Raw genomic sequence first — 25480 nt, 5'->3', positions numbered from 1 at the left:
GCGCGTGTGTGAACCCTGGATGCGCTCGCAGGTGAGCCCCGAGCGCACGCGCACGTAGGCTGCCCACCATGACCGACCCCACCGCCGACACCGTGAGCGCCTGGCGCCGGCTGGCCGGCGCCTGCGTGCTGCTCGACGGTTTCCACGCCCTCAAGCACGCCCTGCGCTTCGCGGCCGAGGTCCCGGTGGCGGTCACCGCCGACCGGCGGGCGGCCCTGACGCTCGCCGACGAGCTGGCTCCCGATGTACGGGAGAGGCTGGCCGGGCTCCTCACCGAGGTGCCGGAGCGGACGTACCGGAGCCTGGTCCCGCGCCCGCATCCCACCGCCGTGGCGGCGCTGGCCGTACGGCCCTCCCGCGCGGCCGGCCTCGAGAAGCTGGCGCACGCCCCCCGCAGCGCGCCCGTGGTGGTCCTCGACAACCCGCGCAACCTCGGCAACGCGGGTGCCGTGATCCGGCTGGCCGCCGGGTTCGGCGCGACCGGCGTGGTCACCACCGGCACGCTCGACCCCTGGCACCCCACGGTCGTGCGCGGCGGGGCGGGGCTGCACTTCGCGACCGTGGTGGAGCGGCTGGCCGCCGACGAGCTGCCGGCGGGCCCGCTGTTCGCCCTCGACCCGGAGGGCGACGACATCCGGGGCGTGAAGCTCCCGGACGACGCCGTCCTCGCCTTCGGCTCCGAGCGCAGCGGCCTGTCCTCCGAACTGCGCGCGCGTACCGACCACTTGCTGTCGCTGCCGATGCGTCCCCAGGTCTCCAGCTACAACCTCGCGACGAGCGTGGCCATGACGCTGTACCACTGGAGCGCCACCGGGTACGGCTCCTAGGCCTGGCCCTCGGCCTCCCGGCGCACCTCGACCACCCGGAACCGGTTCGCCACGAACGCCCCGTCGCACAGCGCCGCGTTGGCCGCCGGGTTGCCGCCCGAGCCGTGGAAGTCGGAGAACGCGGCCGTCTGGTTGACGTACACCCCGCCCGTGAGGTTCAGCGACAACTGCGCCGCCTCCTCCAGGCAGACCTCCTGGATCGCGCCCTCGACCTCGCCGTCGCTCGTGTACGCGCCGACCGTCATCGCGCCCTTCTCGCGGATCGTGCGCCCCAGCAGCTCCACGCCGTCCGCCGTCGAGTCGACCGCGACGGCGAAGGAGACGGGGCCGAAGCACTCGCTCATGTACGCGGCCTCGTCGTCCGGCTTGGCGCCGTCCAGCTTCACGATCACCGGCGTGCGCACCACCGCGTCCGGGAACTCGGGGTTGCTGATCTCCCGTGAGGCCAGGGCGACTTCGCCGAGCCCGGCCGCGGCCTCCAGGCGGGCCTTCACGTCCGGGTTGACGATCGCGCCGAGCAGCGCGTTCGCGCGCGCGTCGTCGCCGAGCAGGCCGTCGACCGCGCGGGCGAGGTCGGCGACCACCTCGTCGAAGGTCTTCGGGCCCTCATCGGTGCGGATGCCGTCCCGGGGGATCAGCAGGTTCTGCGGGGTGGTGCACATCTGGCCGCTGTACAGGGACAGCGAGAAGGCCAGGTTGGAGAGCATGCCCTTGTAGTCGGCCGCCGAGTCCACCAGCACGGTGTTGACGCCGGCCTTCTCCGTGTAGACCTGCGCCTGCCGGGCGTTGGCCTCCAGCCAGTCGCCGAACTCCGTCGAGCCCGTGTAGTCGATGATCCGGATCTCCGGGCGCGTGGCGAGTGTCTTCGCGATGCCCTCGCCGGGGCGCTCGGCCGCCAGCGCCACCAGGTTCGGGTCGAAGCCCGCCTCGGCGAGCACCTCGCGCGCCACCTGCACGGTGAGCGCGAGCGGCAGCACCGCGCGCGGGTGGGGCTTGACCAGGACCGCGTTGCCGGTGGCCAGGGAGGCGAACAGGCCCGGGTAGCCGTTCCACGTCGGGAAGGTGTTGCAGCCGATCATCAGCGAGACGCCGCGGGGGACCGGGGTGAACTGCTTGGTGAGGGCGAGCGGGTCGCGCTTGCCCTGCGGCTTGGTCCACTCCGCGGTGTCGGGCGTGCGGACCTGCTCCACGTACGCGTACGCCACCGCTTCCAGCCCGCGGTCCTGCGCGTGCGGCCCACCGGCCTGGAACGCCATCATGAACGCCTGGCCGGAGGTGTGCATGACCGCGTGCGCGAACTCGTGCGTCCGGTCGCTGATCCGCTTGAGGGTCTCCAGGCACACCACCGCGCGCATCTCCGCGCCCGCGTCGCGCCACGCGCGCTGTCCGGCCTTCATGGCGGGCAGCAGCTCGTCGAGGTCCGCGTGCGGGTAGGTCACGCCCAGCTCGATGCCGTACGGCGACGTCTCACCGCCCACCCAGTCGTCCGTGCCGGGCTGGCCGAAGTCGAGGCGGGTGCCGAGCAGGGCGTCGAAGGCGGCCTTGCCGGCCGCCATGTCCAGGCTGCCGTTCTCGCCGTAGGCCTTGGGGTGTTCGGGGTGCGGGGACCAGTACGCGCGTGTGCGGATCGCTTCCAGCGCCTGATCGAGGGTGGGCCGGTGCTTGGCGATCAGCGCGTGCGTGGTCAGTTCGGCGGCCATGCGGGACCAACTCCTCGTCTTGTGAACTCTCCGTCGAGCTCATGACCTGGGCAGAAACATGGGCAGGAACAGCCGGTCAGAGTTAGAGTAACCGAACGATCGGTCGGGACAAGGGGGTCCGCCGCATCTGTGGAAAACCCCGTGCGGGAGGATCGCGCGCATGACAGCACTGGACCTCAGCAGCCCCGTGGCCGTCGTCGGCACCGGCACCATGGGCCAGGGCATCGCCCAGGTCGCGCTGGTCGCGGGCCATCGGGTACGGCTGTACGACGCCGTCCCGGGGCGCGCCCAGGAAGCGGCCGCGGCGACCCGTGCCCGCCTCGACCGGCTCGTGGAGAAGGACCGGCTCACCACGGCCGACCGGGACGCCGCGCACGACCGGCTGCTGCCCGCCGCGGACCTCGCCGAGCTCGCGGACTGCTCCCTGGTCGTCGAGGCCGTCCTGGAGCGGCTCGACGCCAAGCAGGAGCTGTTCCGGGCGCTGGAGGACGTCGTCGGCGAGGACTGTCTGCTCGCCACCAACACCTCCTCCCTGTCCGTCACGGCCATCGGCGGCGCGCTGCGCAGTCCCGGCCGCTTCGTCGGCCTGCACTTCTTCAACCCGGCGCCGCTGCTGCCCCTGGTCGAGGTCGTCTCCGGGTTCGCCACCGACGTCTCGTCGGCCACGCGCGCGTACGAGATGGCGCGCGCCTGGGGCAAGACTCCGGTCGCCTGCGCGGACACCCCCGGCTTCATCGTCAACCGCCTCGCCCGGCCCTTCTACGCCGAGGCCTTCGCGGTCTACGAGGCCCAGGGCGCCGACCCGGCCACCATCGACGCGGTGCTGCGCGAGTCGGGCGGCTTCCGGATGGGCGCGTTCGAACTGACCGACCTCATCGGGCAGGACGTCAACGAGTCGGTCACGCACTCCGTGTGGCAGAGCTTCTTCCAGGACGTGCGCTTCACGCCCTCGCTCGCCCAGCGCCGGCTGGTCGAGTCGGGCCGCCTCGGCCGCAAGAGCGGGCAGGGCTGGTACGAGTACGGCGACGACGCCGAACCGGCCGAACCGCACACCGCGGAGAAGGCGCGGCCGCCCGCCTACGTCGTCGCGGAGGGCGACCTGGGCCCCGCCTCAGACCTGCTCGCGCTGATCCGCGAGGCGGGCATCGTGGTGCGCGAGGAGGACGAGGACCACGGCACCCGCCTGGTGCTGCCGAGCGGCGGCCAGCTGGCGCTCGCCGACGGCCAGACCTCGGTGGAGTTCCGCGACGTCGTCTACTTCGACCTCGCCCTCGACTACCGCAGGGCCACCCGCATCGCCCTGTCCGCCTCCCAGGACACCGCGCAGCAGACGCTCGCCGAGGCCGTCGGCCTCTTCCAGGCGCTCGGCAAGGACGTCAGCCTGATCGGCGACGTCCCCGGCATGATCGTCGCCCGCACGGTCGCCCGCATCGTCGACCTCGCGCACGACGCCGTCGCCAAGGGCGTGGCCACCGAGGAGGACATCGACACCGCGATGCGCCAGGGCGTCAACTACCCGCTCGGCCCCTTCGAGTGGAGCCGCAGGCTCGGCCGCAACTGGGCGTACGCCCTCCTCGACGATTTGCACCTGCGCGATCCCTCCGGGCGCTATGCGCCCTCTCTCGCGCTGTACCGCCACGCGTACGCCTCCGACAAGCGGGAGGGCAGCACCTCATGACCACCGCCAAGCGCGACACGTACACCCCGGAGACGCTGCTGTCGGTGGCCGTCCAGGTCTTCAACGACCGCGGCTACGACGGCACGTCGATGGAGCACCTGTCCAGGGCGGCCGGCATCTCCAAGTCGTCGATATACCACCACGTGGCGGGCAAGGAGGAGCTGCTGCGCCGGGCCGTCAGCCGGGCGATCGACGGCCTCTTCGGCATCCTCGACGAGGAGCGCGCGCGCGTGGGGAGCGCCGCCGGGCGCCTGGAGTACGTGGTGCGGCGCATGGTCGAGGTGCTGATCGGCGAGCTGCCGTACGTGACGCTGCTGCTGCGGGTGCGCGGCAACACCGGCACCGAGCGCTGGGCCCTGGAGCGGCGCCGCGACTTCGACCACCGGGTGGCCGAGCTGCTGAAGGCGGCGGCCGCCGAGGGGGACGTGCGCGCGGACGTGGAGGTGCGGCTCGCGACGCGCCTGGTCTTCGGGATGATCAACTCGATCGTCGAGTGGTACCGGCCGGACGGCCGCGGCATGGACGAGCGCGAGGTGGCCGACGCGGTCGTGCGGCTGGTCTTCGGCGGGCTGCGGAAGGAAGGCTGAACGGCCGGGGTTCAGCCCTGCGGCTCCAGGTCCTCCTCCTCGAACACCAGCAGCGTGCGCGTGCTGAGCACCTCGGGCATCGCCTGGAGCCGGGTGAGCACCAGCTCGCGCAGCGCCCGGTTGTCCGAGGTGTGCACCAGCAGCAGTACGTCGAAGTCGCCGCCCACCAGGGCGATGTGGGACGCCCCGGGCAGCTGTCTGAGCTGCTCGCGCACCGTCCGCCAGGAGTTCTGGATGATCTTCAGGGTGATATACGCCGAAGTGCCCTGACCTGCGCGTTCGTGGTTGACGCGGGCGCCGAACCCGCGGATGACACCGTCGTCGATGAGGCGGTTGATGCGCGCGTAGGCGTTGGCACGTGAGACATGCACCCGTTCCGCGACCGACCGTATCGACGCGCGGCCGTCCGCCTGGAGCATCTGGAGGATGTCCAGATCGATGGCGTCGAGGGCACGGGCGGGCGGCACGGCACCGGTTCCCTCAGGCCCCTCGGCCATTTGTTCAGGTGCCATGTCCCCCCGCCTCCATGCCATGGACGTACTGCTTTCATTCCAGGTTGTGGAGAACCGTTTGTCCACAGCGTGAAGCCGCCTGTAGCCAAAATGTGTCGGCGACCGAACAATCGGTAGGTGAGGCGCGCCACACTGCCGTGGCGTGCCGCAAGCCGCTCCCACGAGGAGGTGCCGTCATGACGGTCATGGAGCAGCGGGGCGCTTATCGGCCATCCCCGCCGCCCGCCTGGCAGCCCCGCACGGACCCCGCGCCGCTGCTGCCCGACGCGGAGCCCGTCCGCGTCCTGGGCACGGAGGCGGCCGCGAAGGCCGACCCGGCCCTGCTGCGCCGCCTGTACGCGGAACTGGTCCGCGGCCGCAGGTACAACGCGCAGGCCACCGCGCTCACCAAGCAGGGCCGTCTTGCCGTCTACCCCTCCAGCACCGGCCAGGAGGCCTGCGAGGTCGCCGCCGCGCTGGCCCTGGAGGACCGGGACTGGCTCTTCCCCAGCTACCGCGACACGCTCGCCGCCGTCGCCCGGGGCCTCGACCCCGTCCAGGCGCTCACGCTGCTGCGCGGCGACTGGCACACCGGCTACGACCCGCACGAGCACCGCGTGGCCCCCCTGTCCACACCGCTCGCCACCCAGCTCCCGCACGCCGTCGGCCTCGCGCACGCCGCCCGCCTCAAGGGCGACGACGTGGTGGCGCTCGCCATGGTCGGCGACGGCGGCACCAGCGAGGGCGACTTCCACGAGGCGCTGAACTTCGCCGCCGTCTGGCAGGCGCCGGTCGTCTTCCTGGTCCAGAACAACGGCTTCGCCATCTCCGTCCCGCTCGCCAAGCAGACCGCGGCGCCGTCGCTGGCCCACAAGGCCGTCGGCTACGGCATGCCCGGCCGCCTGGTCGACGGCAACGACGCGGCCGCCGTGCACGAGGTGCTCGGCGCCGCCGTGCGCCGCGCGCGTGAGGGCGGCGGCCCCACCCTGGTCGAGGCGATCACGTACCGCATCGAGGCCCACACCAACGCCGACGACGCGACCCGCTACCGCGGCGACACCGAGGTGGACGCCTGGCGCGCGCACGACCCGATCGCCCTTCTGGAGCACGAGCTGACCGAGCGCGGCCTGATCGACGAGGACGGCATACGGGCCGCCCGCGACGCCGCCGAGACCATGGCCGCCGACCTGCGCGAGCGCATGAACCAGGACCCGGCCCTCGACCCCATGGACCTCTTCGCCCACGTCTACGCCGAGCCCACTCCGCAACTGCGCGAACAGCAGGCCCAGTTGCAGGCGGAGCTGCACGCGGAGCAGGAAGGCGGCCACTGATGACCACCGTCGCCGTCAAGCCGGCCACCATGGCGCAGGCCCTCACGCGCGCGCTGCGCGACGCCATGGCCGCGGACCCCGCCGTGCACGTCATGGGCGAGGACGTCGGCACCCTCGGCGGTGTCTTCCGGGTCACCGACGGACTCGCCAAGGAGTTCGGCGAGGACCGCTGCACGGACACCCCGCTGGCCGAGGCCGGCATCCTCGGCACGGCCGTGGGCATGGCGATGTACGGCCTCAGGCCGGTCGTGGAGATGCAGTTCGACGCCTTCGCCTACCCGGCGTTCGAGCAGTTGATCAGCCACGTGGCCCGCATGCGCAACCGCACCCGCGGCGCCATGCCCCTGCCGATCACCATCCGCGTGCCCTACGGCGGCGGCATCGGCGGTGTCGAGCACCACAGCGACTCCTCCGAGGCGTACTACATGGCGACTCCGGGGCTCCATGTCGTCACGCCCGCCACGGTCGCCGACGCCTACGGACTGCTGCGCGCCGCGATCGCCTCCGACGACCCGGTCGTCTTCCTCGAGCCCAAGCGCCTGTACTGGTCCAAGGACTCCTGGAACCCCGAGCATCCGACCGACGTTGAACCGATAGGCCGCGCGGTGGTGCGGCGCTCCGGCCGGAGCGCCTCGCTCATCACCTACGGGCCGTCGGTGCCCGTCTGCCTCGAAGCCGCCGAGGCCGCGGCCGCCGAGGGCTGGGACCTCGAAGTCGTCGACCTGCGCTCCCTGGTGCCGTTCGACGACGAGACGGTCTGCGCCTCGGTGCGGCGGACCGGGCGCGCGGTCGTCGTGCACGAGTCGGGCTCCTACGGCGGCCCGGGAGGCGAGATCGCGGCCCGCGTCATGGAGCGCTGCTTCCACCACCTGGAGGCGCCGGTGCTGCGCGTCGCCGGGTTCGACATCCCCTACCCGCCGCCGATGCTGGAGCGTCACCACCTGCCCGGCGTCGACCGGATCCTGGACGCCGTGGCGCGTCTGCAGTGGGAGGCCGAGAGCTGATGGCACAGGTGTTGGAGTTCAAGCTTCCCGATCTCGGGGAGGGCCTCACCGAGGCGGAGATCGTCCGCTGGCTGGTGGAGGTCGGCGACGTCGTCAAGATCGACCAGCCGGTCGTCGAGGTCGAGACGGCCAAGGCGATGGTCGAGGTGCCCTGCCCCTACGGCGGCGTGGTCACCGCCCGCTTCGGCGAGGAGGGCGCGGAACTGCCCGTCGGCGCACCGCTGATCACGGTCGCGGTGGGCGCGCCGGCCCCCGGCGCCGCCGAGACCGAGGGCTCGGGCAACGTCCTGGTGGGATACGGCACTTCGGAGGCCCCCGCGCGACGGCGCAGGGTGAAGCCCGGCCGGACGGCGGCCGCCGCGCCGCCCAGCGAGGCGAACGGGCATGCCGGCGCCCCCGGACCGGCCGACGGCCCCGTCCCCGTGATCTCGCCCCTGGTGCGCAGGCTCGCCCGGCAGAACGGCCTGGACCTGCGGGACATGACCGGCTCCGGCCCCGACGGGCTGATCCTGCGGGCGGACGTTGAGTACGCGCTGCGTGCCGCCGGGACGCAGACGGGCATGACCGAGCCCCCGGTCGAGGCCCCCGCGCGCGTGACGTCCGCACCGGCCCCCGTCCCGACCGCCGGGACCGAGCTGCGCGTCCCCCTCAAGGGCGTGCGGGGCGCCGTCGCCGACAAGCTCTCCCGCAGCCGTCGCGAGATCCCGGACGCGACCTGCTGGGTGGACGCCGACGCGACCGAACTCATGCGCGCGCGTGCCGCGATGAACGCGGCCGGCGGGCCGAAGATCTCCCTCCTCGCCGTGCTGGCCCGCATCTGCACCGCGGCCCTGGCCCGCTTCCCCGAGCTCAACTCCACGGTCGACATGGAGGCGAGGGAGGTCGTCCAGCTCGACCATGTGCACCTCGGCTTCGCCGCACAGACCGAGCGGGGCCTCGTCGTCCCAGTCGTACGGGACGCGCACGCCCGGGACGCGGAGGCGCTGAGCGCGGAGTTCGCCCGGCTGACCGAGTCGGCCCGGACGGGACGCCTCACGCCCGGCGACCTCACCGGCGGCACGTTCACGCTGAACAACTACGGCGTCTTCGGGGTCGACGGCTCCACGCCGATCATCAACCACCCCGAGGCCGCCATGCTCGGCGTCGGCCGTATCGTGCCCAAGCCGTGGGTGCACGAGGGCGAGCTGGCGGTGCGTCAGGTCGTCCAGCTCTCGCTCACCTTCGACCACCGGGTGTGCGACGGCGGCACCGCGGGCGGCTTCCTGCGATACGTGGCGGACTGCGTGGAACAACCGGCGGTCCTGCTGCGCACGCTGTGATTGCGCGGACCCCCGCACGTTCCCTGTGATCGCCACGGCACGCATACTCGGGGGGTGACCTCGCACGAGCCCTCCGGCGACCGCGCCGCCGTCCCGCCGTACGACGCCGTCGTGCTCGCGGGCGGCGCCGCCCGGCGGCTCGGCGGTGCGGACAAGCCCGGCGTCCGCGTGGGCGGCCGGGCGCTGCTCGACCGCGTCCTGACCGCCTGCGCCGACGCGCGCACGACCGTCGTCGTGGCCGACGCCCGGCCCACCGCCCGGCCCGTGCTGTGGGCCCGCGAGGACCCGCCCGGCGCGGGACCCCTCGCCGCGCTCGGCGCCGGGCTGTGCCAGACCACGGCCGACGAGCTCCTCGTCCTCTCCGCCGACCTGCCGTTCCTCGGGGCGGCCACGGTACGGCGGCTGCTGACCGCGCTGTGCGCGGGCGACGCCGACGGCGTCCTGCTCACCGACGCGGACGGCCGCGACCAGCCCCTCGTGGCCGCCTACCGCGCACCGGCGCTGCGCCGCGGGCTGGCCGCGCTGGCCACCGAGCACGGCGGCCTCACCGGCCTGCCGCTGCGCCGGCTGACCGGCGCCCTCGACCTCACCCGTGTCCCGGACCCCGTCGCGTCCTTCGACTGCGACACCTGGGACGACATCGCCGCCGCCAGGGCACGTATCAGGGAGCATGGGCACGTGTTGGATGAATGGATTTCCGCAGCCAAGGACGAGCTGGGCATCGACCTCGACGTCGACATGCGCCTTCTGCTCGACCTCGCCCGCGACGCCGCCCACGGTGTGGCCCGGCCCGCGGCACCCCTGACCACCTTCCTCGTCGGCTACGCGGCCGGCCGGGCGGGCGGCGGCCCCGAAGCCGTTGCCGAGGCCTCCCGCAAGGCCGCCGCCCTCGCCCGGCGCTGGGCGGACGAGGCCGCTGCCGCCAAGGCCGACGCGGCGCCGGACGCCACGCCCGACAGCCGTCCGGACGCCGGATGACCGCCCGCTCCGCCCGCACCGGCGAGGACGCCGAGGACCTGGACGTCGAGGAGGTGCTCGCCCTGGTGAACGACCACGACGGCCGCACCGCGGGCGGCAGCGTGCCCGCGCCCGCCGCGTCCGGCCACCACCACGGCGCGCCGCACAAGCCCGACGCCCGCCACCGGGCCACCTCCTGGCCCGAGGCCCGGGAGATCGCCGCACGCGCCGCCCGGTCCGGCGCCCGCCGCGCCCTCGTCTCGGTCCCCCTCGACGCCTCCCTCGGGCTCACCCTCGCCGCCCCGCTCACCGCCCTCACCGACCTGCCCTCCTTCGACACCTCCGCGATGGACGGCTGGGCGGTCGCGGGGCCCGGTCCCTGGGACGTACGCGACGAGGGCATCCTGGCCGGGCACGCCGAGCCCGAGGCCCTCACCGACGGCGAGGCCGTCCGTATCGCCACCGGCGCCCGTATCCCGCTCGACACCACCGCCGTGATCCGTACCGAGCACGGCCGCACCGACGACAAGGGCCGGCTGCACGCCACCCGCGACATGCACCACGGGCAGGACATCCGCCCGCGCGGCCAGGAGTGCCGCTCGGGCGACCAGCTCCTGCCTGTCGGCGCGCTCGTGACCCCGGCCGTGCTCGGTCTCGCCGCGGCCGCCGGCTACGACATCGTCACCGCGGTCCCCCGCCCCCGCGTCCAGGTCCTCGTGCTGGGCGACGAGTTGCTCACCGAAGGCACCCCGCACGACGGGCTGATCAGGGACGCCCTCGGCCCGATGCTGCCGCCCTGGCTGCGCGCGCTGGGCGCCGACGTCACCTCCGTACGACGGCTCGGCGACGACGAGAAGGCCCTGCGCAAGGCGGTCACCGGCTCGGACGCCGACCTGATCGTCACCACCGGGGGCACCGCCTCCGGCCCCGTCGACCATGTCCACCCCACCCTGCGCCGTATCGGCGCCGAACTCCTCGTGGACGGCGTGAAGGTGCGGCCCGGCCACCCCATGCTGCTGGCCCGCACCAAGGACGACCAGCATCTGGTGGGCCTGCCCGGCAACCCCCTCGCCGCCGTCTCCGGCCTGCTCACCCTCGCCGAGCCCCTGCTGCGCACGCTCGCCGCGCGCCCGGCCCCGGAGCCGTACACCCTGCCGATCCAGGAAGCGGCCCACGGGCATCCGCACGACACCCGGCTCATCCCCGTCGTGCTGCGGGGCGACCGTGCCGTGCCGCTGCACTACAACGGCCCGGCCATGCTGCGCGGCATCGCGGCGGCCGACGCCCTCGCCGTCGTGCCACCGGGCGGCGCAGGCTCCGGCCAGGAGCTGGAACTCCTCGATCTGCCCTGGGCCTCCGCCGGAATCGGAGTGTGTTTCACGTGAAACTGCCGGGCCATGACGCGATCGCCCGCCAGGCGGGCGAACATCTCGTGACCCACCGGGTGGAACTCCCGAGGAAAGTGGTGGAGCGCCCGATCCGGCAGGTGGGCAGACGCCTGCTGGTGGCGCTGCTGGTGCTGGTCGCGACCGCCCTGATCGTCTACGCCGACCGTGAGGGCTACAACGACACCTCCGACCAGTCGGTCGACCTGCTCGACGCCTTCTACTACGCGACCGTCACCCTCTCCACCACCGGATACGGCGACATCACCCCGGTCAGCGATGCGGCCCGGTTCACCAACATCTTCGTCATCACACCGCTGAGGGTGCTCTTCCTGATCATTCTGGTCGGCACCACGCTCGAGGTCCTCACCGAACGCACCCGTGACGAATGGCGACTCAACCGCTGGAGGTCCACCTTGCGCGAGCACACCGTCGTCGTCGGCTTCGGGACGAAGGGGCGCTCGGCGGTCCAGACCGTGTGTGCGACGGGCCTGAAGAAGGAGCAGGTCGTCGTGGTCGACCCGAGCTCCAAGGTGATCGACGCCGCGACGGCCGAGGGCTTCGCCGGGGTGATCGGCGACGCGACGCGCAGCGATGTGCTCAAGCGGGCCGAGGTGCACCGGGCGCGCCAGATCATCATCGCCACCCAGCGCGACGACACCGCCGTGCTGGTCACGCTGACGGCCCGGCAGCTCAACCGCGCGGCGAAGATCGTGGCCGCGGTGCGCGAGGAGGAGAACGCGCCGCTGCTGAAGCAGTCCGGCGCCGATGCCGTCATCACCAGCGCGAGCGCGGCCGGCCGCCTGCTCGGCCTGTCCGTGCTCAGCCCCGTGGCCGGCATGGTGCTGGAGGACCTCATCCAGCAGGGCACCGGTCTCGACATGGTCGAACGGCCGGTCGTGAAGGCCGAGGCGGGCCGGAGCCCGCGGGAGACGGAGGACCTGGTGGTGAGCGTCATACGCGGGCACAGGGTGCTCGGCTACGACGATCCGGCCATCGGGACCCTGCAGTTGACGGACCGTCTGATCACGATCGTCCGGGCGACGCCGGGCGCGCAGCTCACGCCCGAGGTCAGGCCCATGTCCCAGGAGTGATCACTTGCCGTGGCAGAGGCCCGCAGCCTGAGTCGGCCGGGCGGCTGGGGGTAGCGTCCCCCTCATGCATGCGATCACGATTCCCGAACCTGGTGGGCCCGAGGCGCTGGTGTGGGACGAGGTCCCGGATCCGGTGGCCGGTGAGGGCGAGGTGCTGGTCGAGGTGGTGGCCAGCGCCGTCAACCGCGCCGACATCCTGCAACGGCAGGGCTTCTACGATCCGCCGCCAGGATCGTCCCCCTACCCCGGCCTGGAATGCTCCGGCCGTATCGCCGAGGTCGGCCCCGGCGTCTCCGGCTGGGCCGTCGGCGACGAGGTGTGCGCGCTGCTCGCGGGCGGCGGTTACGCCGAGAAGGTCGCGATCCCGGCCGGCCAGCTGCTGCCCCTGCCCAAGGACATCGATCTCAAGCGGGCCGCGGCGCTGCCCGAGGTGGTCTGCACCGTCTGGTCGAACGTCTTCATGATCGCCCACCTGCGTCCCGGCGAGACGCTGTTGGTGCACGGCGGCTCCAGCGGGATCGGCACCATGGCGATCCAGCTGGCCAAGGCGGTCGGCGCCAAGGTCGCCGTCACGGCGGGCACCAGGGAGAAGCTGGAGCGGTGCGCCGAGCTGGGCGCGGACATCCTGATCAACTACAAGGAGCAGGACTTCGTCGCGGAGGTCAAGAAGGCCACCGACGGCGCGGGCGCCGACGTCATCCTCGACAACATGGGCGCCAAGTACCTGGACCGCAACCTCCAGGCCCTCGCCGTCAGCGGCCGCCTCGCCATCATCGGCATGCAGGGCGGCATCAAGGGCGAGCTGAACATCGCCATGCTGCTGAACAAGCGGGCCGCGATCAGTGCGACCTCGCTGCGCGCCCGCCCGCTCGGCGAGAAGGCGGCGATCGTCGCGGCCGTACGTGAGCACGTGTGGCCCCTGCTCGACGGCGGCCATGTCCGCCCGGTCGTCGACCGCGAAATCCCGATGAACGACGCAGCCACGGCCCACCGGGTCGTGGAGGAGAGCGGTCACGTGGGCAAGGTGCTGCTGGTCGTGCCCTGAGGTCCCGTAGCCGCCGGGCTTCCTAGGCCCGGCGCAGCCGCAGGCCGATGAAGGCGAGCCCCAGACCGAGCCCGATCAGGACCAGTCCGCTGCCCAGCGGCAGGATCCGCAGGACGGGCTCGGCCGGGGTCGCGGCCTGCTGAGCGGGGCGCTGCGCCGGCGAGGAGGGCACCAGTCCCGCCTCCGCGGGCGGCGTCGCGCTCGCGTCACCCGTCCCGTCCCCTTCGTCCTGCTCCGGCGGGTACGCCGTGTCCCCGCCCTCGTCCTCCTGGTCCGAGGAGTCGCCCGCTTCCTCGTCCGGCGGCGTCTCCCGCCGCCCGGGCCGTTCCCGCCCCTGACCCGCCACACTCCCGGCACGCGACGGCTCGGGCGTGGCCTTGGGGGAGCCGGACCGGCGGGGTGCGGCCTCCGGGGTGCCGGCGTCGTGCGTGTGCCTGCCGTGGGACCCCGTACCGGTCTCGTCGCCCGATCCGGCCTCGTCCCCGCTGCCGGCCTCGTCCCCAGAGTCGCCCTCGTCCCCCGGTCCGGCTTCGTCCGACAGGGCGGGTTCGTGCGTCGGACCGGGCTTGTGCGTCGATCCGGGCGCGTGTGTCGCGGCGGGCCCGTACGCGGAGAGAACCGCATCAGCCGGTACGGCCGCGTACGGCGAAACGGCGCGGTACGGCGAGACGCCGCGGTCCGACGAAACGCGACCGTACGACGAGACGCTCCCGTCCGACGAGACGCCACGGTCCGACGGAACGCTTCCGTACGACGAAACGCTTCCGTACGACGCGAAAGCCCCGTGGGTCTCGGCCCCGTACGCCACCCCGCCCCCGCAGGGGAACACGAGCACGCTCGCCCCCGCCCCCGCCACCAGTCCGGCCCCTTGCAAAGCACGCAGCCATGGAGTCACGCCTCAAGGCTCACACCGGCCCGCACTTCCGGCATTCTGTGTTCCGCCAAAAATCCGAAACAGCTGCACAATCCGGGTATGTCGATACGTCACGGACTGCTGGCGCTCCTCGAGCAGGGCCCCCGCTACGGCTCACGGCTGCGCACCGAGTTCGAGGCGCGCACCGGCGGTACCTGGCCGCTGAACATCGGGCAGGTCTACACCACTCTCGGCCGGCTTGAGCGGGACGGGATGGTCGTCCACGACGGCGAGGACGAGGGCGGGCGGGCGCTGTACGCGCTGACAGGGGCGGGCCGGACCGAGCTGGCGGCCTGGTTCGCGCGCCCCGTGGAGCGGGCCGGCCCGCCGCGCGACGAGCTGGCGATCAAGCTGGCGCTGGCGGTCGGCGCGCCCGGCGTCGACGTACGCGCGGTCGTCGAGGCGCAGCGCCGGCATGTGACGGAGGCGCTGCACGAGTACGTGCGGCAGCGGGCGCAGGCGCTCGCGCAATCGCCCGGGCATCCGGTCGAGGTGGCCCGGCTGCTGGTCCTGGAGCAGATCATTTGTCACGCGGAGGCCGAGATCCGCTGGCTGGAGCACTGCGAGGCCCGGCTGCTGCGGCTGCGGACCGAAACTTCCACACCGTAAACGGTGGATCACCGCGTACGGGGGGCACCACGGTGATGAGATGCACGGGTGCGAGAGAATGGCGGCATGGAGATGCCGAGGAACGACAGGTCACCGGAGAATCCCCAGATCCTGGTCGTGGGCCAGGACGGTATGGCGATCGGCGGCGGCACGGACGACGACTCCCGCGAGATCCCGGTGACGGAGCAGGTCGAGCAGCCGGCCAAGGTGATGCGGATCGGCAGCATGATCAAACAGCTCCTGGAGGAGGTGCGCGCGGCTCCCCTGGACGAGGCGAGCCGGGCGCGGCTCAAAGACATCCACCGCAGCTCGGTGAAGGAGCTGGAGGACGGGCTGGCGCCGGAGCTGGTGGAGGAGCTGGAGCGGCTCTCCCTGCCCTTCAGGGACGACGGCACGCCGAGCGACGCCGAACTGCGCATCGCGCAGGCCCAGTTGGTGGGCTGGCTGGAGGGCCTCTTCCACGGCATCCAGACCACGCTGTTCGCCCAGCAGATGGCCGCGCGGGCGCAGTTGGAGCAGATGCGGCGCGCGCTGCCACCGGGCGTCGGCCCCGACGGGACCGAGGACCGCCATGCCGGCGGCCACTCGGGCGGGCCGTACCTCTAGAAGAAGCAGGGACCTCTGGAAGAAGCCGAGACCTCTGGAAGAACCCGAGACCTCTGGAAGAACCCGAACCGCAGAAAGGGCCCGGCAGCCTCGGCTGCCGGGCCCTTCCACGTCTGGCGCGGGTCAGGACGGCGGGTTGCCCGACGAGACGTTGAGCTCGATCTGCGGCATGTTCTTCGGGTCGAGGTCCGTCTGGGCGGAGGGGAACTGGTCGATGACCGTGCCCTCGCCGTACGTGTTCTCGTCGACCTTCTTGATCTTCAGCTGCCAACCCGCGGCCTGCAGGCACTCCTTGACCGACCCGATGTACTTGAACCGGAAGTCGGGCAGCTGGATCTTCTTGGGGTCGTTGTACGACTCCTGCGGCTCCGAGCATTCGGTGGAGTCGATCTTCTTCGACGTGTCCGGCCCGCGGTAGCCCGCCGCCTTCGTCGTCGACGCGCTCGCGCTGCCGCCGCCGCCCTTGCCCTCGTTGCTGCCGCTGCCGCTGTTGAACATCAGCGCGGCGACCAGACCGCCCACCGCGACGATCGAGACGACGATCGAGCCGATGATCACCGGTTTGTTGTTCTTGCCTCCACCCGCGGGGGCCGTGGCGGGCTGGGGCGTGATGTTGTACGGCGGCGGGGTCGACGGCTGTCCGTACGGCGAGGGCGTCTGGTAGCCGCCCTGCTGCGGGTAGCCGTAGGCCGGGGACGGCGCGGACGGGGCGCCGTACGGGTGCGGGGTCGGCTGGTACGGCGTCTGCACGGGGCCCGTCGGCACCGGGGCCGACTGGTCGACCGGCGGGAAGACGGCGGAGCCGACGCCGGAGCCGGCCTGGGCGGGCGCGCCCGGCACGATGCTCGGCGGGGCGGCCTGGAAGGACGCGGCCACGCGCAGGCACTCGTCACGCATGGACTCGGAGCTCGGGAAACGCTCGTTGGGGTTCTTCTTCAGGGCGCGGGCGACCAGCGCGTCCACCGCGGGCGGCAGCGCCCGGTTGATCGACGAGGGAGCGACCGGCTCCTCCTGCACGTGCGCGTAGGCGATCGCGAGCGGTGAGTCGGCGTCGAACGGCAGCCGCCCGGTGACCAGTTGGAACAGCATGATGCCGACCGAGTAGAGGTCGGACCGGGCGTCCACGCCCCGCCCCAGCGCCTGCTCCGGCGAGAGGTACTGGGGGGTGCCCACGACCATGCCGGTCTGCGTCATCGACGTCACACCGGACTGCATGGCGCGCGCGATGCCGAAGTCCATGACCTTGACCACGCCGCGCTTGGTCATCATGACGTTGCCCGGCTTGATGTCCCGGTGGACCAGGCCCATCTCGTGGCTGATCTCCAGCGCAGCGAGGACGTCCGCGGTGATCTTCAGCGCCTTGTCGGCGGGCATCGCGCCGAACTGCCGTACGTCCTCGTCGAGCACCGAACCCAGCGGGCGGCCCTCGATGTACTCCATGACGATGTACGGCGTCGTCATGCCGTCGAGGTTGTCCTCGCCGGTGTCGAAGACCGAGACGATGTTGGTGTGCGTGAGCTTGGCCACGGCCTGGGCCTCGCGGCGGAAGCGCTCGCGGAAGGCCTGTTCCCGCCCCAGGTCGGTGTGGAGCGTCTTGATCGCGACCTGGCGGTCGAGCACGCTGTCGTACGCGAGGTGGACCGAGGCCATGCCGCCTTCGCCGAGCAGGTCGCGCAGCTGGTAGCGGCCACCGGCCAACGCCCGCCCCTGATACCGGTCCTGTGCGCCGTCCTGGCTCATGTTCCGCTTCCCCCGTGGGCCTTCAGGCGCCGTTGACTGTCGATGATCCAAGGTGCTATTCCCGGCCAAGTCTGCCCCAGGGCAGTGACACGTCAAGTTCGGTGCCCGATCCGTGACCGTACGCGAAACAAGCGTCGCGCGAGCGTTACAGACGCTGTACGGGCGGTACACACAATTTGCACGGGAGTGGCTGATGACGGTTTGATGGCCGGTCCGTCCCGATCCGGTTCCGGCCCTCTTCTCGGGCCGGCGGGTTGCGCTGAGGCTGTAGCGTGGCCGACGGAGACCGTAACAACACCGCGCGCACCGCGGGCAGAAACGACGGCGAGGACTGATGGCACAGCAGCAGCGCGCTCAGGGCCCGTCCGACCCCGAGGCGACTGGCGGCGGTATGTCAGATGCGCCGGAGATGTGGGGTAACGGCGGGCTGGTCGGGGACGGCCGGTACCGGCTGACCCGCAGACTCGGCCGCGGCGGCATGGCAGAGGTGTTCGCCGCCGAGGACGTGCGCCTCGGGCGCACCGTCGCGGTCAAGCTGCTGCGCGCCGACCTCGCCGAGGACCCGGTCTCCAAGGCCCGGTTCACGCGTGAGGCCCAGTCCGTGGCCGGCCTCAACCACCACGCGATCGTCGCCGTGTACGACTCCGGCGAGGACTACGTGGGCGGCCAGGCGGTCCCGTACATCGTGATGGAGATCGTCGAAGGCCGCACCATCCGCGACCTGCTGCTCAACGCCGAGGCGCCGGGCCCCGAGCAGGCCCTGATCATCGTCTCCGGGGTCCTGGAGGCGCTCGCCTACTCGCACCAGCACGGCATCGTGCACCGCGACATCAAGCCGGCGAACGTCATCATCACCGACACCGGCGCCGTCAAGGTGATGGACTTCGGCATCGCCCGCGCCCTGCACGGCGCGTCCACGACGATGACGCAGACCGGCATGGTCATGGGCACCCCCCAGTACCTCTCCCCGGAGCAGGCGCTCGGCAAGGCCGTCGACCACCGCTCCGACCTGTACGCGACGGGCTGCCTGCTCTACGAACTCCTCGCGCTGCGACCCCCGTTCGTCGGTGAGACGCCGCTGTCGGTGGTCTACCAGCACGTCCAGGACGTGCCCGTGCCGCCCTCGCAGACCTCGGACGGCGCGTGCCCGCCGGAGCTCGACGGCCTTGTCATGCGCTCGCTGGCGAAGGAACCGGACGACCGCTTCCAGACCGCCGAGGAGATGCGCGGGCTCGTCCAGTACGGGCTCCAGATGCTCTACGAGCAGGGCGGCCACACCGGCACCTGGAACACCGGCCCGGTCGCCGTGCACGAGGGCCGGCACACCCCGGCGGCGGGCTTCGCCGGCACCCAGGTGCTGCCGCACCCCGGTGACGCCCCCGGGACCACGCAGATCCCGCAGCAGGGCGTGCCCGGCGGCTACGGCGGCCGGGACGACGGCGGCTTCGAGGGCCACGGCAACAGGGGCGGCGGCCGCGGCAAGCTGTGGATCCTCGCCGTGCTCGCGGTGATCGCCATCGCGGCGGGCGTCGCGCTGGCGCTGAACAAGGGCGGCGGCGGGAGCGCCGACCCGGGCACCACCAAGTCGCCCAGCGCCACGCACTCCACCAAGGACGACTCGGCCAGCCGGACGCCCAGCTCCGAGCCGACCGACCGGTCGACGGACACCTCCACGGACAACAACTCCACGAGCGGCGGCTCGGGGAACTGGACCCCCTCGTCCACGCCGTCGTACACGCCGTCCCCGAGCGCCACGAACCAGCCCACCGACCAGCCGACGGACCAGCCGACGTCCTCGAAGCCGACGGCGCAGCCGACGCAGACCCAGACCGACCCGACGGACCAGCCGACGGACCCGGTGACGGACGGCGGTGCCAACAACGGCGGTGTGACCCAGGGCATCGGCGGCTGACGGATCAGTCCACGAACGCCCCGCACACCGCGTCGTACTCCCGCGTCCACCACACCGCCAGGGCGGAGGCGGCCGGGAACTGGGGGTCGGCGCGGGTGTCGCCGCGTTCGTAGTGCCAGCGCAGCATCCAGAAGTCGTTGAGGCGTTCCCACCACACGCGGTGCACGGCCGCCGCGAGCTCGGAGGGCGTGGCGCCGGCCGCCCGCCGGTACGCGCGCGCGTAGGCGCGCACCTTGGGCATGTCGAGGGCCCCGGCGGGCCGTACGAAGAAGATCGCGGCGGCGCGCACGGCCTCCTCCGCGCGCGGGCGGAGGCCCAGCCGGTCCCAGTCGACGATCGCGGCGGGCGCGTCCCCCCGGTAGAGCAGGTTGAACGGGTGGAAGTCGCCGTGCACCCAGCCCACCGAGCTCCCGCACGGGGGACGCCGGTCGGCGTGCTGTTCCAGCAGCGTGCGGCGCTCCAGCAGGCGGTGGCGGGCCAGTTCGTCGAAGGAGTCGGCCGGGCGGTGCCGGCGTACGCGGCCCAGCAGGTCGTCGATGAGGGTGAACGTGTCGCAGGGGTCGGCGGCCGCGGGCGCGGTGCGGGCACGCGCGTGTGCCGGCATCACGCGCTCCAGGCTCGCGTGCACCACCCCCAGCAGCGCACCGAGCCGGCCGCACTGCACGGTGGTGAGCTGCCCGCCGTGCCGGTGCCGTCCCTCGACCCAGGGGTGCAGCGCGTACGCGTGCCCGCCGACGACGGCGACCGTACGGCCGTCCCGGCCGGGCAGCGGGGGCGCGACCGGCACGCCCAGGTCGGCCAGGCGCTGGGTGGCCCGGTGCTGGCGGGCGATGGCGGCCGGATCGGCGGTCTCGGGGTCGAAGTGGTGCTTGAGGAAGTACCGGCCGCGCGTCGTGCACAGCCGGTAGCCCCGGTTGAGCAGGCCCTGGTCGACCGGCTCGCAGGCGACGGCGGAACCGGCGGTGTACTGGCGCAGCAGGGCGCCCAGCGGGGGCGCGTGAGGCACGGGGGGTGGTACGGAGGAGCGCGGCACGCGCCAGATGGTAGGGCACGAGCCAGGCCCGTGAGCTGGGCGTTGTCACAGGCAGTCGCAATCGGTCACAGCATGTGCGCGAAGTGGCGTTCCAGGCTGTCCCCGGCCGAGTGCACCGTCCCGAACTGCGGCTCGATGCGCAGGTGGACGGGCTCGTACGGCACTCCGTCGACCAGGCGGGGAGCCGTCCCGAACCGCTCGGCCTCGGCCGCCGTCGGCTCGTGGACCGTGCACTCGCCGACGATCTGGACGGACCACAGGTTCTCGCCCGGCCCCACCGAGTTCAGGTTGTCGGAGCCGTACGCGACGACGCTGCCGATGCATGCCCGGTGGTAGCCGCAGCTGCGGGGCAGGCGCAGCAGCACCCGGCCGTCCTCGACGATGTGCCGGGCGAAGGCCAGGAAGGGCAGCGCGCGCATGCTGGTCGCCACGCGGCCGTAGTCGGTGCGGGCGAGCAGGTCGACGGCGAGCCGTGCGTCGGAGTGCATGTACTCACTGTGCGTGCGGGAGAGGAGTGGCAACAGGGACGTAAGTCCTCAATTGCTCGTTTCCCGAACACTCTCAGTGCTTTTCCGTCTGCATGCGGGCCACATACGCGGCCGCCTGGGAGCGCCGCTGCATGCCGAGCTTGGACAGCAGGCTCGACACGTAGTTCTTGATCGTCTTCTCGGCCAGGTGCAGGTGCTCGCCGATCTGGCGGTTGGTGAGGCCCTCGCCGACGAGGTCGAGAATCCTGCGCTCCTGGTCGGTGAGGTGTGCGAGCCGGTCGTCCTGCTTGGGGGCGCCCCCGTCGCGCAGCCGCGCCAGCACGCGCGCGGTGGCCACCGGGTCGAGCAGGGACTTGCCCGCCGCCACGTCCCGCACGGCCGTCAGCAGCTCGGTGCCCCGGATGGCCTTGAGGACATAGCCGGAGGCGCCCGCCATGATCGCGTCGAACAGGGCCTCGTCGTCGGCGTACGAGGTGAGCATCAGGCACTGCACGGACTCGTCCCGGGAGCGGACGTCCCGGCACACCTCGACGCCGCTTCCGTCCGGGAGCCGTACGTCGAGCACCGCGACGTCGGGCCGGGTGGCCGGAATCCGTACCAGCGCCTCGGCGGCCGTGCCCGCCTCGCCGACCACCTCGATGTCGTCCTCGACCGACAGGAGTTCGTGCACGCCGCGCCGGACCACCTCGTGATCGTCGAGGAGGAATACCCGGATTTTTCCTTCTTCGCGCACGTACGCAGTTTCACACAGGGGCAGGAGTACCGCCCGAGGTGGACTCTTCCCGTGAGCTGGGTCACCGGGATAACGTGCCGTTGTTCCGGCCCCCTGCAAGGCTGTGACCAGGAGTTGTTCCGGGCTTTCGCGATTTACTTGGAAATCCAAGCAAAAACGCAGGTCAGGAGGGGTTTCACAGAATTGTGGAGCACTGGGTAACGTGCCTTCTGCAGGGCGCTCGCCGGGGCACCTGTCACGCCTGCTCCCGACCGGGCCGCACCCACCCTGTGCGCCCGCAGGGCTGCAGGTGAGCCTCTCCCAGGCTCCTGAACGGAGCTGGGGGGACCCCCAGGCTCCCGGCGAACCCGGGTAGCCGGACCGACGGAGGAGCACACGTGAGCGTGGAGAGCACTGCCGCGCGCAAGCCGCGACGCAGCGCCGGAACCAAGAGCACGGCCGGCAAGCGCACGACCGCAAAGAACGCGCCGGGCACCGACCCCGAGCTCGTCCAGCTGCTGACGCCCGAGGGCGAGCGGCTGAAGAACGCCGAGTACGACAAGTACGTCGCCGGCATCACCCCCGATGAGCTCCGCGGCCTGTACCGCGACATGGTGCTCACCCGCCGCTTCGACGCCGAGGCCACCGCGCTGCAGCGCCAGGGCGAGCTGGGCCTGTGGGCCTCGCTGCTGGGCCAGGAGGCCGCCCAGATCGGCTCCGGCCGGGCCACCCGCGAGGACGACTACGTCTTCCCGACCTACCGCGAGCACGGTGTCGCCTGGTGCCGCGGGGTCGACCCCACCAACCTGCTGGGCATGTTCCGCGGCGTGAACAACGGCGGCTGGGACCCCAACAGCAACAACTTCCACCTCTACACCATCGTCATCGGCTCCCAGACGCTGCACGCGACGGGCTATGCGATGGGCGTGGCCATGGACGGCGCGGACAGCGCGGTGATCGCCTACTTCGGCGACGGCGCCTCCAGCCAGGGCGACGTCGCGGAGTCCTTCACCTTCTCCGCGGTCTACAACGCCCCGGTGGTCTTCTTCTGCCAGAACAACCAGTGGGCGATCTCCGAGCCGACCGAGAAGCAGACCCGCGTCCCGCTCTACCAGCGCGCGCAGGGCTACGGCTTCCCGGGCGTGCGGGTGGACGGCAACGACGTGCTGGCCTGCCTCGCGGTCACCCGGTGGGCGCTGGAGCGGGCGCGCAGCGGCGAGGGCCCGACGCTCGTCGAGGCGTACACCTACCGCATGGGCGCGCACACCACCTCCGACGACCCGTCGAAGTACCGGGCCGACGAGGAGCGCGAGGCCTGGGAGGCGAAGGACCCGATCCTGCGCCTGCGCCGGTACCTGGAGGCCGCAAACCACGCGGAGGAGGGATTCTTCGCGGAACTCGAGGCCGAGAGCGAAGCGTTGGGCAAGCGAGTGCGTGAGGCGGTCCGCGCCATGCCGGACCCGGACCACTTCGCCATCTTCGAGAACGTGTACGCGGACGGGCACGCGCTCGTCGACGAGGAGCGAGCCCAGTTCGCCGCCTACCAGGCGTCGTTCACGGATGCAGAGGGGGTCTGACCATGGCAGCGGAGACCGTGACATCCAAAAACATGGCCCTGGCCAAGGCGATCAACGAGTCGCTGCGGCGCGCCCTGGAGGCCGACCCCAAGGTCCTCGTCATGGGCGAGGACGTCGGCAAGCTCGGCGGCGTCTTCCGGGTGACGGACGGCCTGCAGAAGGACTTCGGCGAGAGCCGGGTGATCGACACCCCGCTGGCCGAGTCCGGCATCGTCGGCACCGCGATCGGCCTGGCCCTGCGCGGCTACCGCCCGGTCGTGGAGATCCAGTTCGACGGCTTCGTCTTCCCGGCGTACGACCAGATCGTCACCCAGCTCGCGAAGATGCACGCGCGCTCGCTGGGCAAGGTGAAGCTCCCGGTCGTCGTCCGCATCCCCTACGGCGGCGGCATCGGCGCGGTCGAGCACCACTCCGAGTCCCCGGAGGCGCTGTTCGCGCACGTCTCGGGCCTGAAGGTCGTCTCGCCGTCCAACGCCTCGGACGCCTACTGGATGATGCAGCAGGCCATCCAGAGCGACGACCCGGTGATCTTCTTCGAGCCGAAGCGGCGTTACTGGGACAAGGCCGAGGTCAACACCGAGGCCATCCCGGGACCGCTGCACAAGGCGCAGGTCGTCCGCCCCGGCACCGACCTCACCCTCGCCGCGTACGGCCCGATGGTGAAGCTCTGCCAGGAGGTGGCCGACGCGGCCGCCGAGGAGGGCAAGTCCCTGGAGGTCCTGGACCTGCGCTCGGTGTCCCCGCTGGACTTCGACTCCATCCAGACCTCGGTGGAGAAGACGCGCCGCCTGGTCGTGGTCCACGAGGCGCCGGTGTTCTTCGGCTCGGGCGCGGAGATCGCCGCCCGCATCACGGAGCGCTGCTTCTACCACCTGGAGGCCCCGGTGCTCCGGGTCGGCGGCTACCACGCCCCGTACCCGCCGGCCCGCCTGGAGGATGAGTACCTGCCGGGCCTGGACCGGGTGCTCGACGCCGTCGACCGCGCCCTGGCGTACTGAGGAGAGGGTCGTGACGACGATGACGGAAGCGTCCGTACGCGAGTTCAAGATGCCGGACGTGGGCGAGGGCCTCACCGAGGCCGAGATCCTCAAGTGGTACGTCCAGCCCGGCGACACGGTCACCGACGGCCAGGTGGTGTGCGAGGTCGAGACCGCGAAGGCCGCGGTCGAGCTGCCCATCCCGTACGACGGGGTGGTCCGCGATCTGCACTTCCCCGAGGGCACCACGGTGGACGTGGGCACGGTGATCATCGCGGTGGACGTGTCCGGCGGCGCGGCCGCCCCCGCGCCGGAGCCCGGGGAGACGGCCCCGGAGGTCTCGGACACCCCGGACGCCCCGGAGGCTTCGGAGGAGAAGAAGCCCGAGGGCTCGGGCCGGCAGCCGGTCCTGGTGGGTTACGGCGTGGCGGCGTCCTCCACCAAGCGGCGCCCGCGCAAGGGTCCCGAGGTCGCGGTCCCCCAGGCCGCCACGGCCCTGCACACGGAGCTGAACGGCCACGGCCCGGCCGCCGCCGCCCCGGCGCCCTCCGCAGGGACGGCCGAGATGCCGCGCCCCCTCGCCAAGCCGCCGGTGCGCAAGCTGGCGAAGGACCTGGGCGTCGACCTGGCGACGGTCACCCCGTCCGGCCCGGACGGCATCATCACGCGCGAGGACGTGCACGCCGCGACGGTGCCGGCCCAGGCCCCGCAGCCGGCGGTGGAGGCCCCCGCGGCCCCCGCCCCTGTCGCCGCCGCGCCGGCGTACGACGCGGCCCGTGAGACCCGTATCCCGATCAAGGGGGTGCGCAAGGCCACGGCCCAGGCCATGATCGGCTCGGCGTTCACGGCGCCGCACGTCACGGAGTTCGTGACGGTGGACGTGACCCGCACGATGAAGCTGGTCGAGGAGCTCAAGCAGGACAAGGAGTTCGCGGGCCTGCGGGTGAACCCGCTCCTGCTGATCGCCAAGGCCCTGCTGGTCGCGATCCGGCGCAACCCGGACGTCAACGCCTCGTGGGACGAGGCGGCCCAGGAGATCGTGGTCAAGCACTACGTCAACCTGGGCATCGCGGCGGCCACCCCGCGCGGCCTGATCGTCCCCAACATCAAGGACGCGCACGCCAGGACCCTGCCGCAACTGGCCGAGTCGCTGGGCGAGTTGGTGTCCACCGCGCGCGAGGGCAAGACGTCCCCGGGCGCGATGCAGGGCGGCACGGTGACCATCACGAACGTCGGCGTCTTCGGCGTCGACACCGGTACGCCCATCCTCAACCCCGGCGAGTCCGCGATCCTCGCGGTCGGCGCGATCAAGCTCCAGCCGTGGGTCCACAAGGGCAAGGTGAAGCCCCGTCAGGTCACCACCCTGGCACTGAGCTTCGACCACCGCATGGTGGACGGCGAGCTCGGCTCCAAGGTCCTGGCGGACGTGGCCGCGATCCTGGAGCAGCCGAAGAGGCTGATGACCTGGTCGTGACGGCCCGGTACGGCACCGGCT

The 25480-nt window shown here is 72.3% G+C and carries 23 protein-coding genes; 16 read left to right on the top strand and 7 right to left on the bottom strand.

Features of this window, described 5'->3' with window-relative positions; translation table 11 throughout:
* Positions 1–68 precede the first annotated feature (68 nt).
* Positions 69–827, top strand: coding sequence for a TrmH family RNA methyltransferase (locus tag ACIBN2_RS27075; protein WP_399137999.1), 759 nt, complete (start codon positions 69–71; stop codon positions 825–827).
* Here ACIBN2_RS27075 and paaN read toward each other — a convergent pair.
* Positions 824–2527, bottom strand: a complete 1704-nt coding sequence (gene paaN / locus ACIBN2_RS27070; RefSeq protein ID WP_399137997.1) for a phenylacetic acid degradation protein PaaN — start codon at positions 2525–2527, stop codon at positions 824–826. The genes ACIBN2_RS27075 and paaN overlap by 4 nt on opposite strands.
* A gap of 160 nt (positions 2528–2687) precedes the next feature.
* Between paaN and ACIBN2_RS27065 the strand changes: the two genes are divergently transcribed.
* Both ACIBN2_RS27065 and ACIBN2_RS27060 read left to right on the top strand, forming a co-directional pair.
* On the top strand, positions 2688–4205 hold the full coding sequence (locus tag ACIBN2_RS27065; RefSeq protein WP_399137996.1) for a 3-hydroxyacyl-CoA dehydrogenase: 1518 nt from the start codon (positions 2688–2690) through the stop codon (positions 4203–4205).
* Entirely contained in the window at positions 4202–4792 is a 591-nt protein-coding gene (locus ACIBN2_RS27060) for a TetR/AcrR family transcriptional regulator (RefSeq protein ID WP_399137994.1), read from the top strand. Before ACIBN2_RS27065 ends, ACIBN2_RS27060 begins: the two co-directional genes overlap by 4 nt.
* An 11-nt stretch (positions 4793–4803) precedes the next feature.
* Here the strand turns inward: ACIBN2_RS27060 and ACIBN2_RS27055 are convergent, their stop codons facing one another.
* Entirely contained in the window at positions 4804–5304 is a 501-nt protein-coding gene (locus ACIBN2_RS27055) for an Lrp/AsnC family transcriptional regulator (RefSeq protein ID WP_399137992.1), read from the bottom strand.
* Positions 5305–5480: 176 nt separating this feature from the next.
* Between ACIBN2_RS27055 and pdhA (ACIBN2_RS27050) the strand changes: the two genes are divergently transcribed.
* The 7 genes from pdhA (ACIBN2_RS27050) (at position 5481) to ACIBN2_RS27020 (ending at position 13418) form a co-directional block, all read left to right on the top strand.
* Complete coding sequence (gene pdhA / locus ACIBN2_RS27050) at positions 5481–6614, top strand: pyruvate dehydrogenase (acetyl-transferring) E1 component subunit alpha (protein WP_399137990.1); 1134 nt, start codon at positions 5481–5483, stop codon at positions 6612–6614.
* A complete protein-coding gene (locus tag ACIBN2_RS27045) occupies positions 6614–7618 on the top strand; it encodes an alpha-ketoacid dehydrogenase subunit beta (RefSeq protein ID WP_399137988.1) in 1005 nt (334 codons plus the stop codon). Before pdhA (ACIBN2_RS27050) ends, ACIBN2_RS27045 begins: the two co-directional genes overlap by 1 nt.
* Positions 7618–8937: a dihydrolipoamide acetyltransferase family protein gene (locus ACIBN2_RS27040; RefSeq protein ID WP_399137986.1), complete on the top strand. Its 1320-nt coding sequence runs from the start codon at positions 7618–7620 to the stop codon at positions 8935–8937. Before ACIBN2_RS27045 ends, ACIBN2_RS27040 begins: the two co-directional genes overlap by 1 nt.
* Positions 8938–8991: 54 nt before the next feature.
* A complete protein-coding gene (locus ACIBN2_RS27035; protein WP_399137984.1) occupies positions 8992–9915 on the top strand; it encodes an NTP transferase domain-containing protein in 924 nt (307 codons plus the stop codon).
* Entirely contained in the window at positions 9912–11279 is a 1368-nt protein-coding gene (locus ACIBN2_RS27030; protein WP_399137983.1) for a molybdopterin molybdotransferase MoeA, read from the top strand. The genes ACIBN2_RS27035 and ACIBN2_RS27030 overlap by 4 nt, the downstream gene beginning before the upstream one ends.
* Positions 11276–12373, top strand: a complete 1098-nt coding sequence (locus ACIBN2_RS27025) for a potassium channel family protein (protein WP_399137981.1) — start codon at positions 11276–11278, stop codon at positions 12371–12373. Before ACIBN2_RS27030 ends, ACIBN2_RS27025 begins: the two co-directional genes overlap by 4 nt.
* 64 nt (positions 12374–12437) lie before the next feature.
* Entirely contained in the window at positions 12438–13418 is a 981-nt protein-coding gene (locus tag ACIBN2_RS27020; protein ID WP_399137979.1) for an NAD(P)H-quinone oxidoreductase, read from the top strand.
* 22 nt (positions 13419–13440) lie between these two features.
* Here ACIBN2_RS27020 and ACIBN2_RS27015 read toward each other — a convergent pair whose 3' ends face one another.
* Complete coding sequence (locus tag ACIBN2_RS27015; RefSeq protein WP_399137977.1) at positions 13441–14313, bottom strand: hypothetical protein; 873 nt, start codon at positions 14311–14313, stop codon at positions 13441–13443.
* 78 nt (positions 14314–14391) lie between these two features.
* Here ACIBN2_RS27015 and ACIBN2_RS27010 point away from each other — a divergent pair, with 78 nt between their 5' ends.
* Together ACIBN2_RS27010 and ACIBN2_RS27005 are read left to right on the top strand one after the other, a co-directional pair.
* The gene (locus tag ACIBN2_RS27010; RefSeq protein ID WP_399137975.1) at positions 14392–14940 is read left to right on the top strand and encodes a PadR family transcriptional regulator; all 549 of its coding nucleotides are present in this window, start codon (positions 14392–14394) and stop codon (positions 14938–14940) included.
* Positions 14941–15006: 66 nt separating this feature from the next.
* A complete protein-coding gene (locus tag ACIBN2_RS27005; protein WP_399137974.1) occupies positions 15007–15546 on the top strand; it encodes a bacterial proteasome activator family protein in 540 nt (179 codons plus the stop codon).
* A 123-nt stretch (positions 15547–15669) separates the two neighbouring features.
* On the opposite strand, the gene ACIBN2_RS27000 is transcribed toward ACIBN2_RS27005, so the two are convergent.
* Complete coding sequence (locus tag ACIBN2_RS27000) at positions 15670–17286, bottom strand: protein kinase (protein ID WP_399137972.1); 1617 nt, start codon at positions 17284–17286, stop codon at positions 15670–15672.
* Between the two features lie 334 nt (positions 17287–17620).
* On the opposite strand from ACIBN2_RS27000, the gene ACIBN2_RS26995 reads away from it, so the two are divergent.
* Positions 17621–19198: a protein kinase gene (locus ACIBN2_RS26995; RefSeq protein ID WP_399137970.1), complete on the top strand. Its 1578-nt coding sequence runs from the start codon at positions 17621–17623 to the stop codon at positions 19196–19198.
* Positions 19199–19202: 4 nt separating this feature from the next.
* On the opposite strand, the gene ACIBN2_RS26990 is transcribed toward ACIBN2_RS26995, so the two are convergent.
* From ACIBN2_RS26990 to ACIBN2_RS26980, 3 genes are all read right to left on the bottom strand, one after another.
* On the bottom strand, positions 19203–20204 hold the full coding sequence (locus tag ACIBN2_RS26990) for a phosphotransferase (protein WP_399138236.1): 1002 nt from the start codon (positions 20202–20204) through the stop codon (positions 19203–19205).
* A 92-nt stretch (positions 20205–20296) separates the two neighbouring features.
* Positions 20297–20719, bottom strand: coding sequence for a pyridoxamine 5'-phosphate oxidase family protein (locus tag ACIBN2_RS26985; RefSeq protein ID WP_399137968.1), 423 nt, complete (start codon positions 20717–20719; stop codon positions 20297–20299).
* A 73-nt stretch (positions 20720–20792) separates the two neighbouring features.
* On the bottom strand, positions 20793–21452 hold the full coding sequence (locus ACIBN2_RS26980; RefSeq protein ID WP_399137966.1) for a response regulator: 660 nt from the start codon (positions 21450–21452) through the stop codon (positions 20793–20795).
* A 377-nt stretch (positions 21453–21829) separates the two neighbouring features.
* Between ACIBN2_RS26980 and pdhA (ACIBN2_RS26975) the strand changes: the two genes are divergently transcribed.
* From pdhA (ACIBN2_RS26975) to ACIBN2_RS26965, 3 genes are read left to right on the top strand one after another with little or no spacing between them, the layout of a single operon-like run.
* A complete protein-coding gene (gene pdhA, locus ACIBN2_RS26975) occupies positions 21830–23008 on the top strand; it encodes a pyruvate dehydrogenase (acetyl-transferring) E1 component subunit alpha (RefSeq protein ID WP_399137965.1) in 1179 nt (392 codons plus the stop codon).
* 2 nt (positions 23009–23010) lie between these two features.
* Complete coding sequence (locus ACIBN2_RS26970) at positions 23011–24006, top strand: alpha-ketoacid dehydrogenase subunit beta (RefSeq protein WP_399137963.1); 996 nt, start codon at positions 23011–23013, stop codon at positions 24004–24006.
* 10 nt (positions 24007–24016) lie between these two features.
* Positions 24017–25459: a dihydrolipoamide acetyltransferase family protein gene (locus ACIBN2_RS26965; RefSeq protein ID WP_399137961.1), complete on the top strand. Its 1443-nt coding sequence runs from the start codon at positions 24017–24019 to the stop codon at positions 25457–25459.
* Positions 25460–25480 lie beyond the last annotated feature (21 nt).

The sequence above is a fragment of the Streptomyces sp. NPDC050534 genome, assembly GCF_044457745.1.
GTDB lineage: Bacteria > Actinomycetota > Actinomycetes > Streptomycetales > Streptomycetaceae > Streptomyces.
This window is presented reverse-complemented; position numbering and strand designations above follow the sequence as displayed.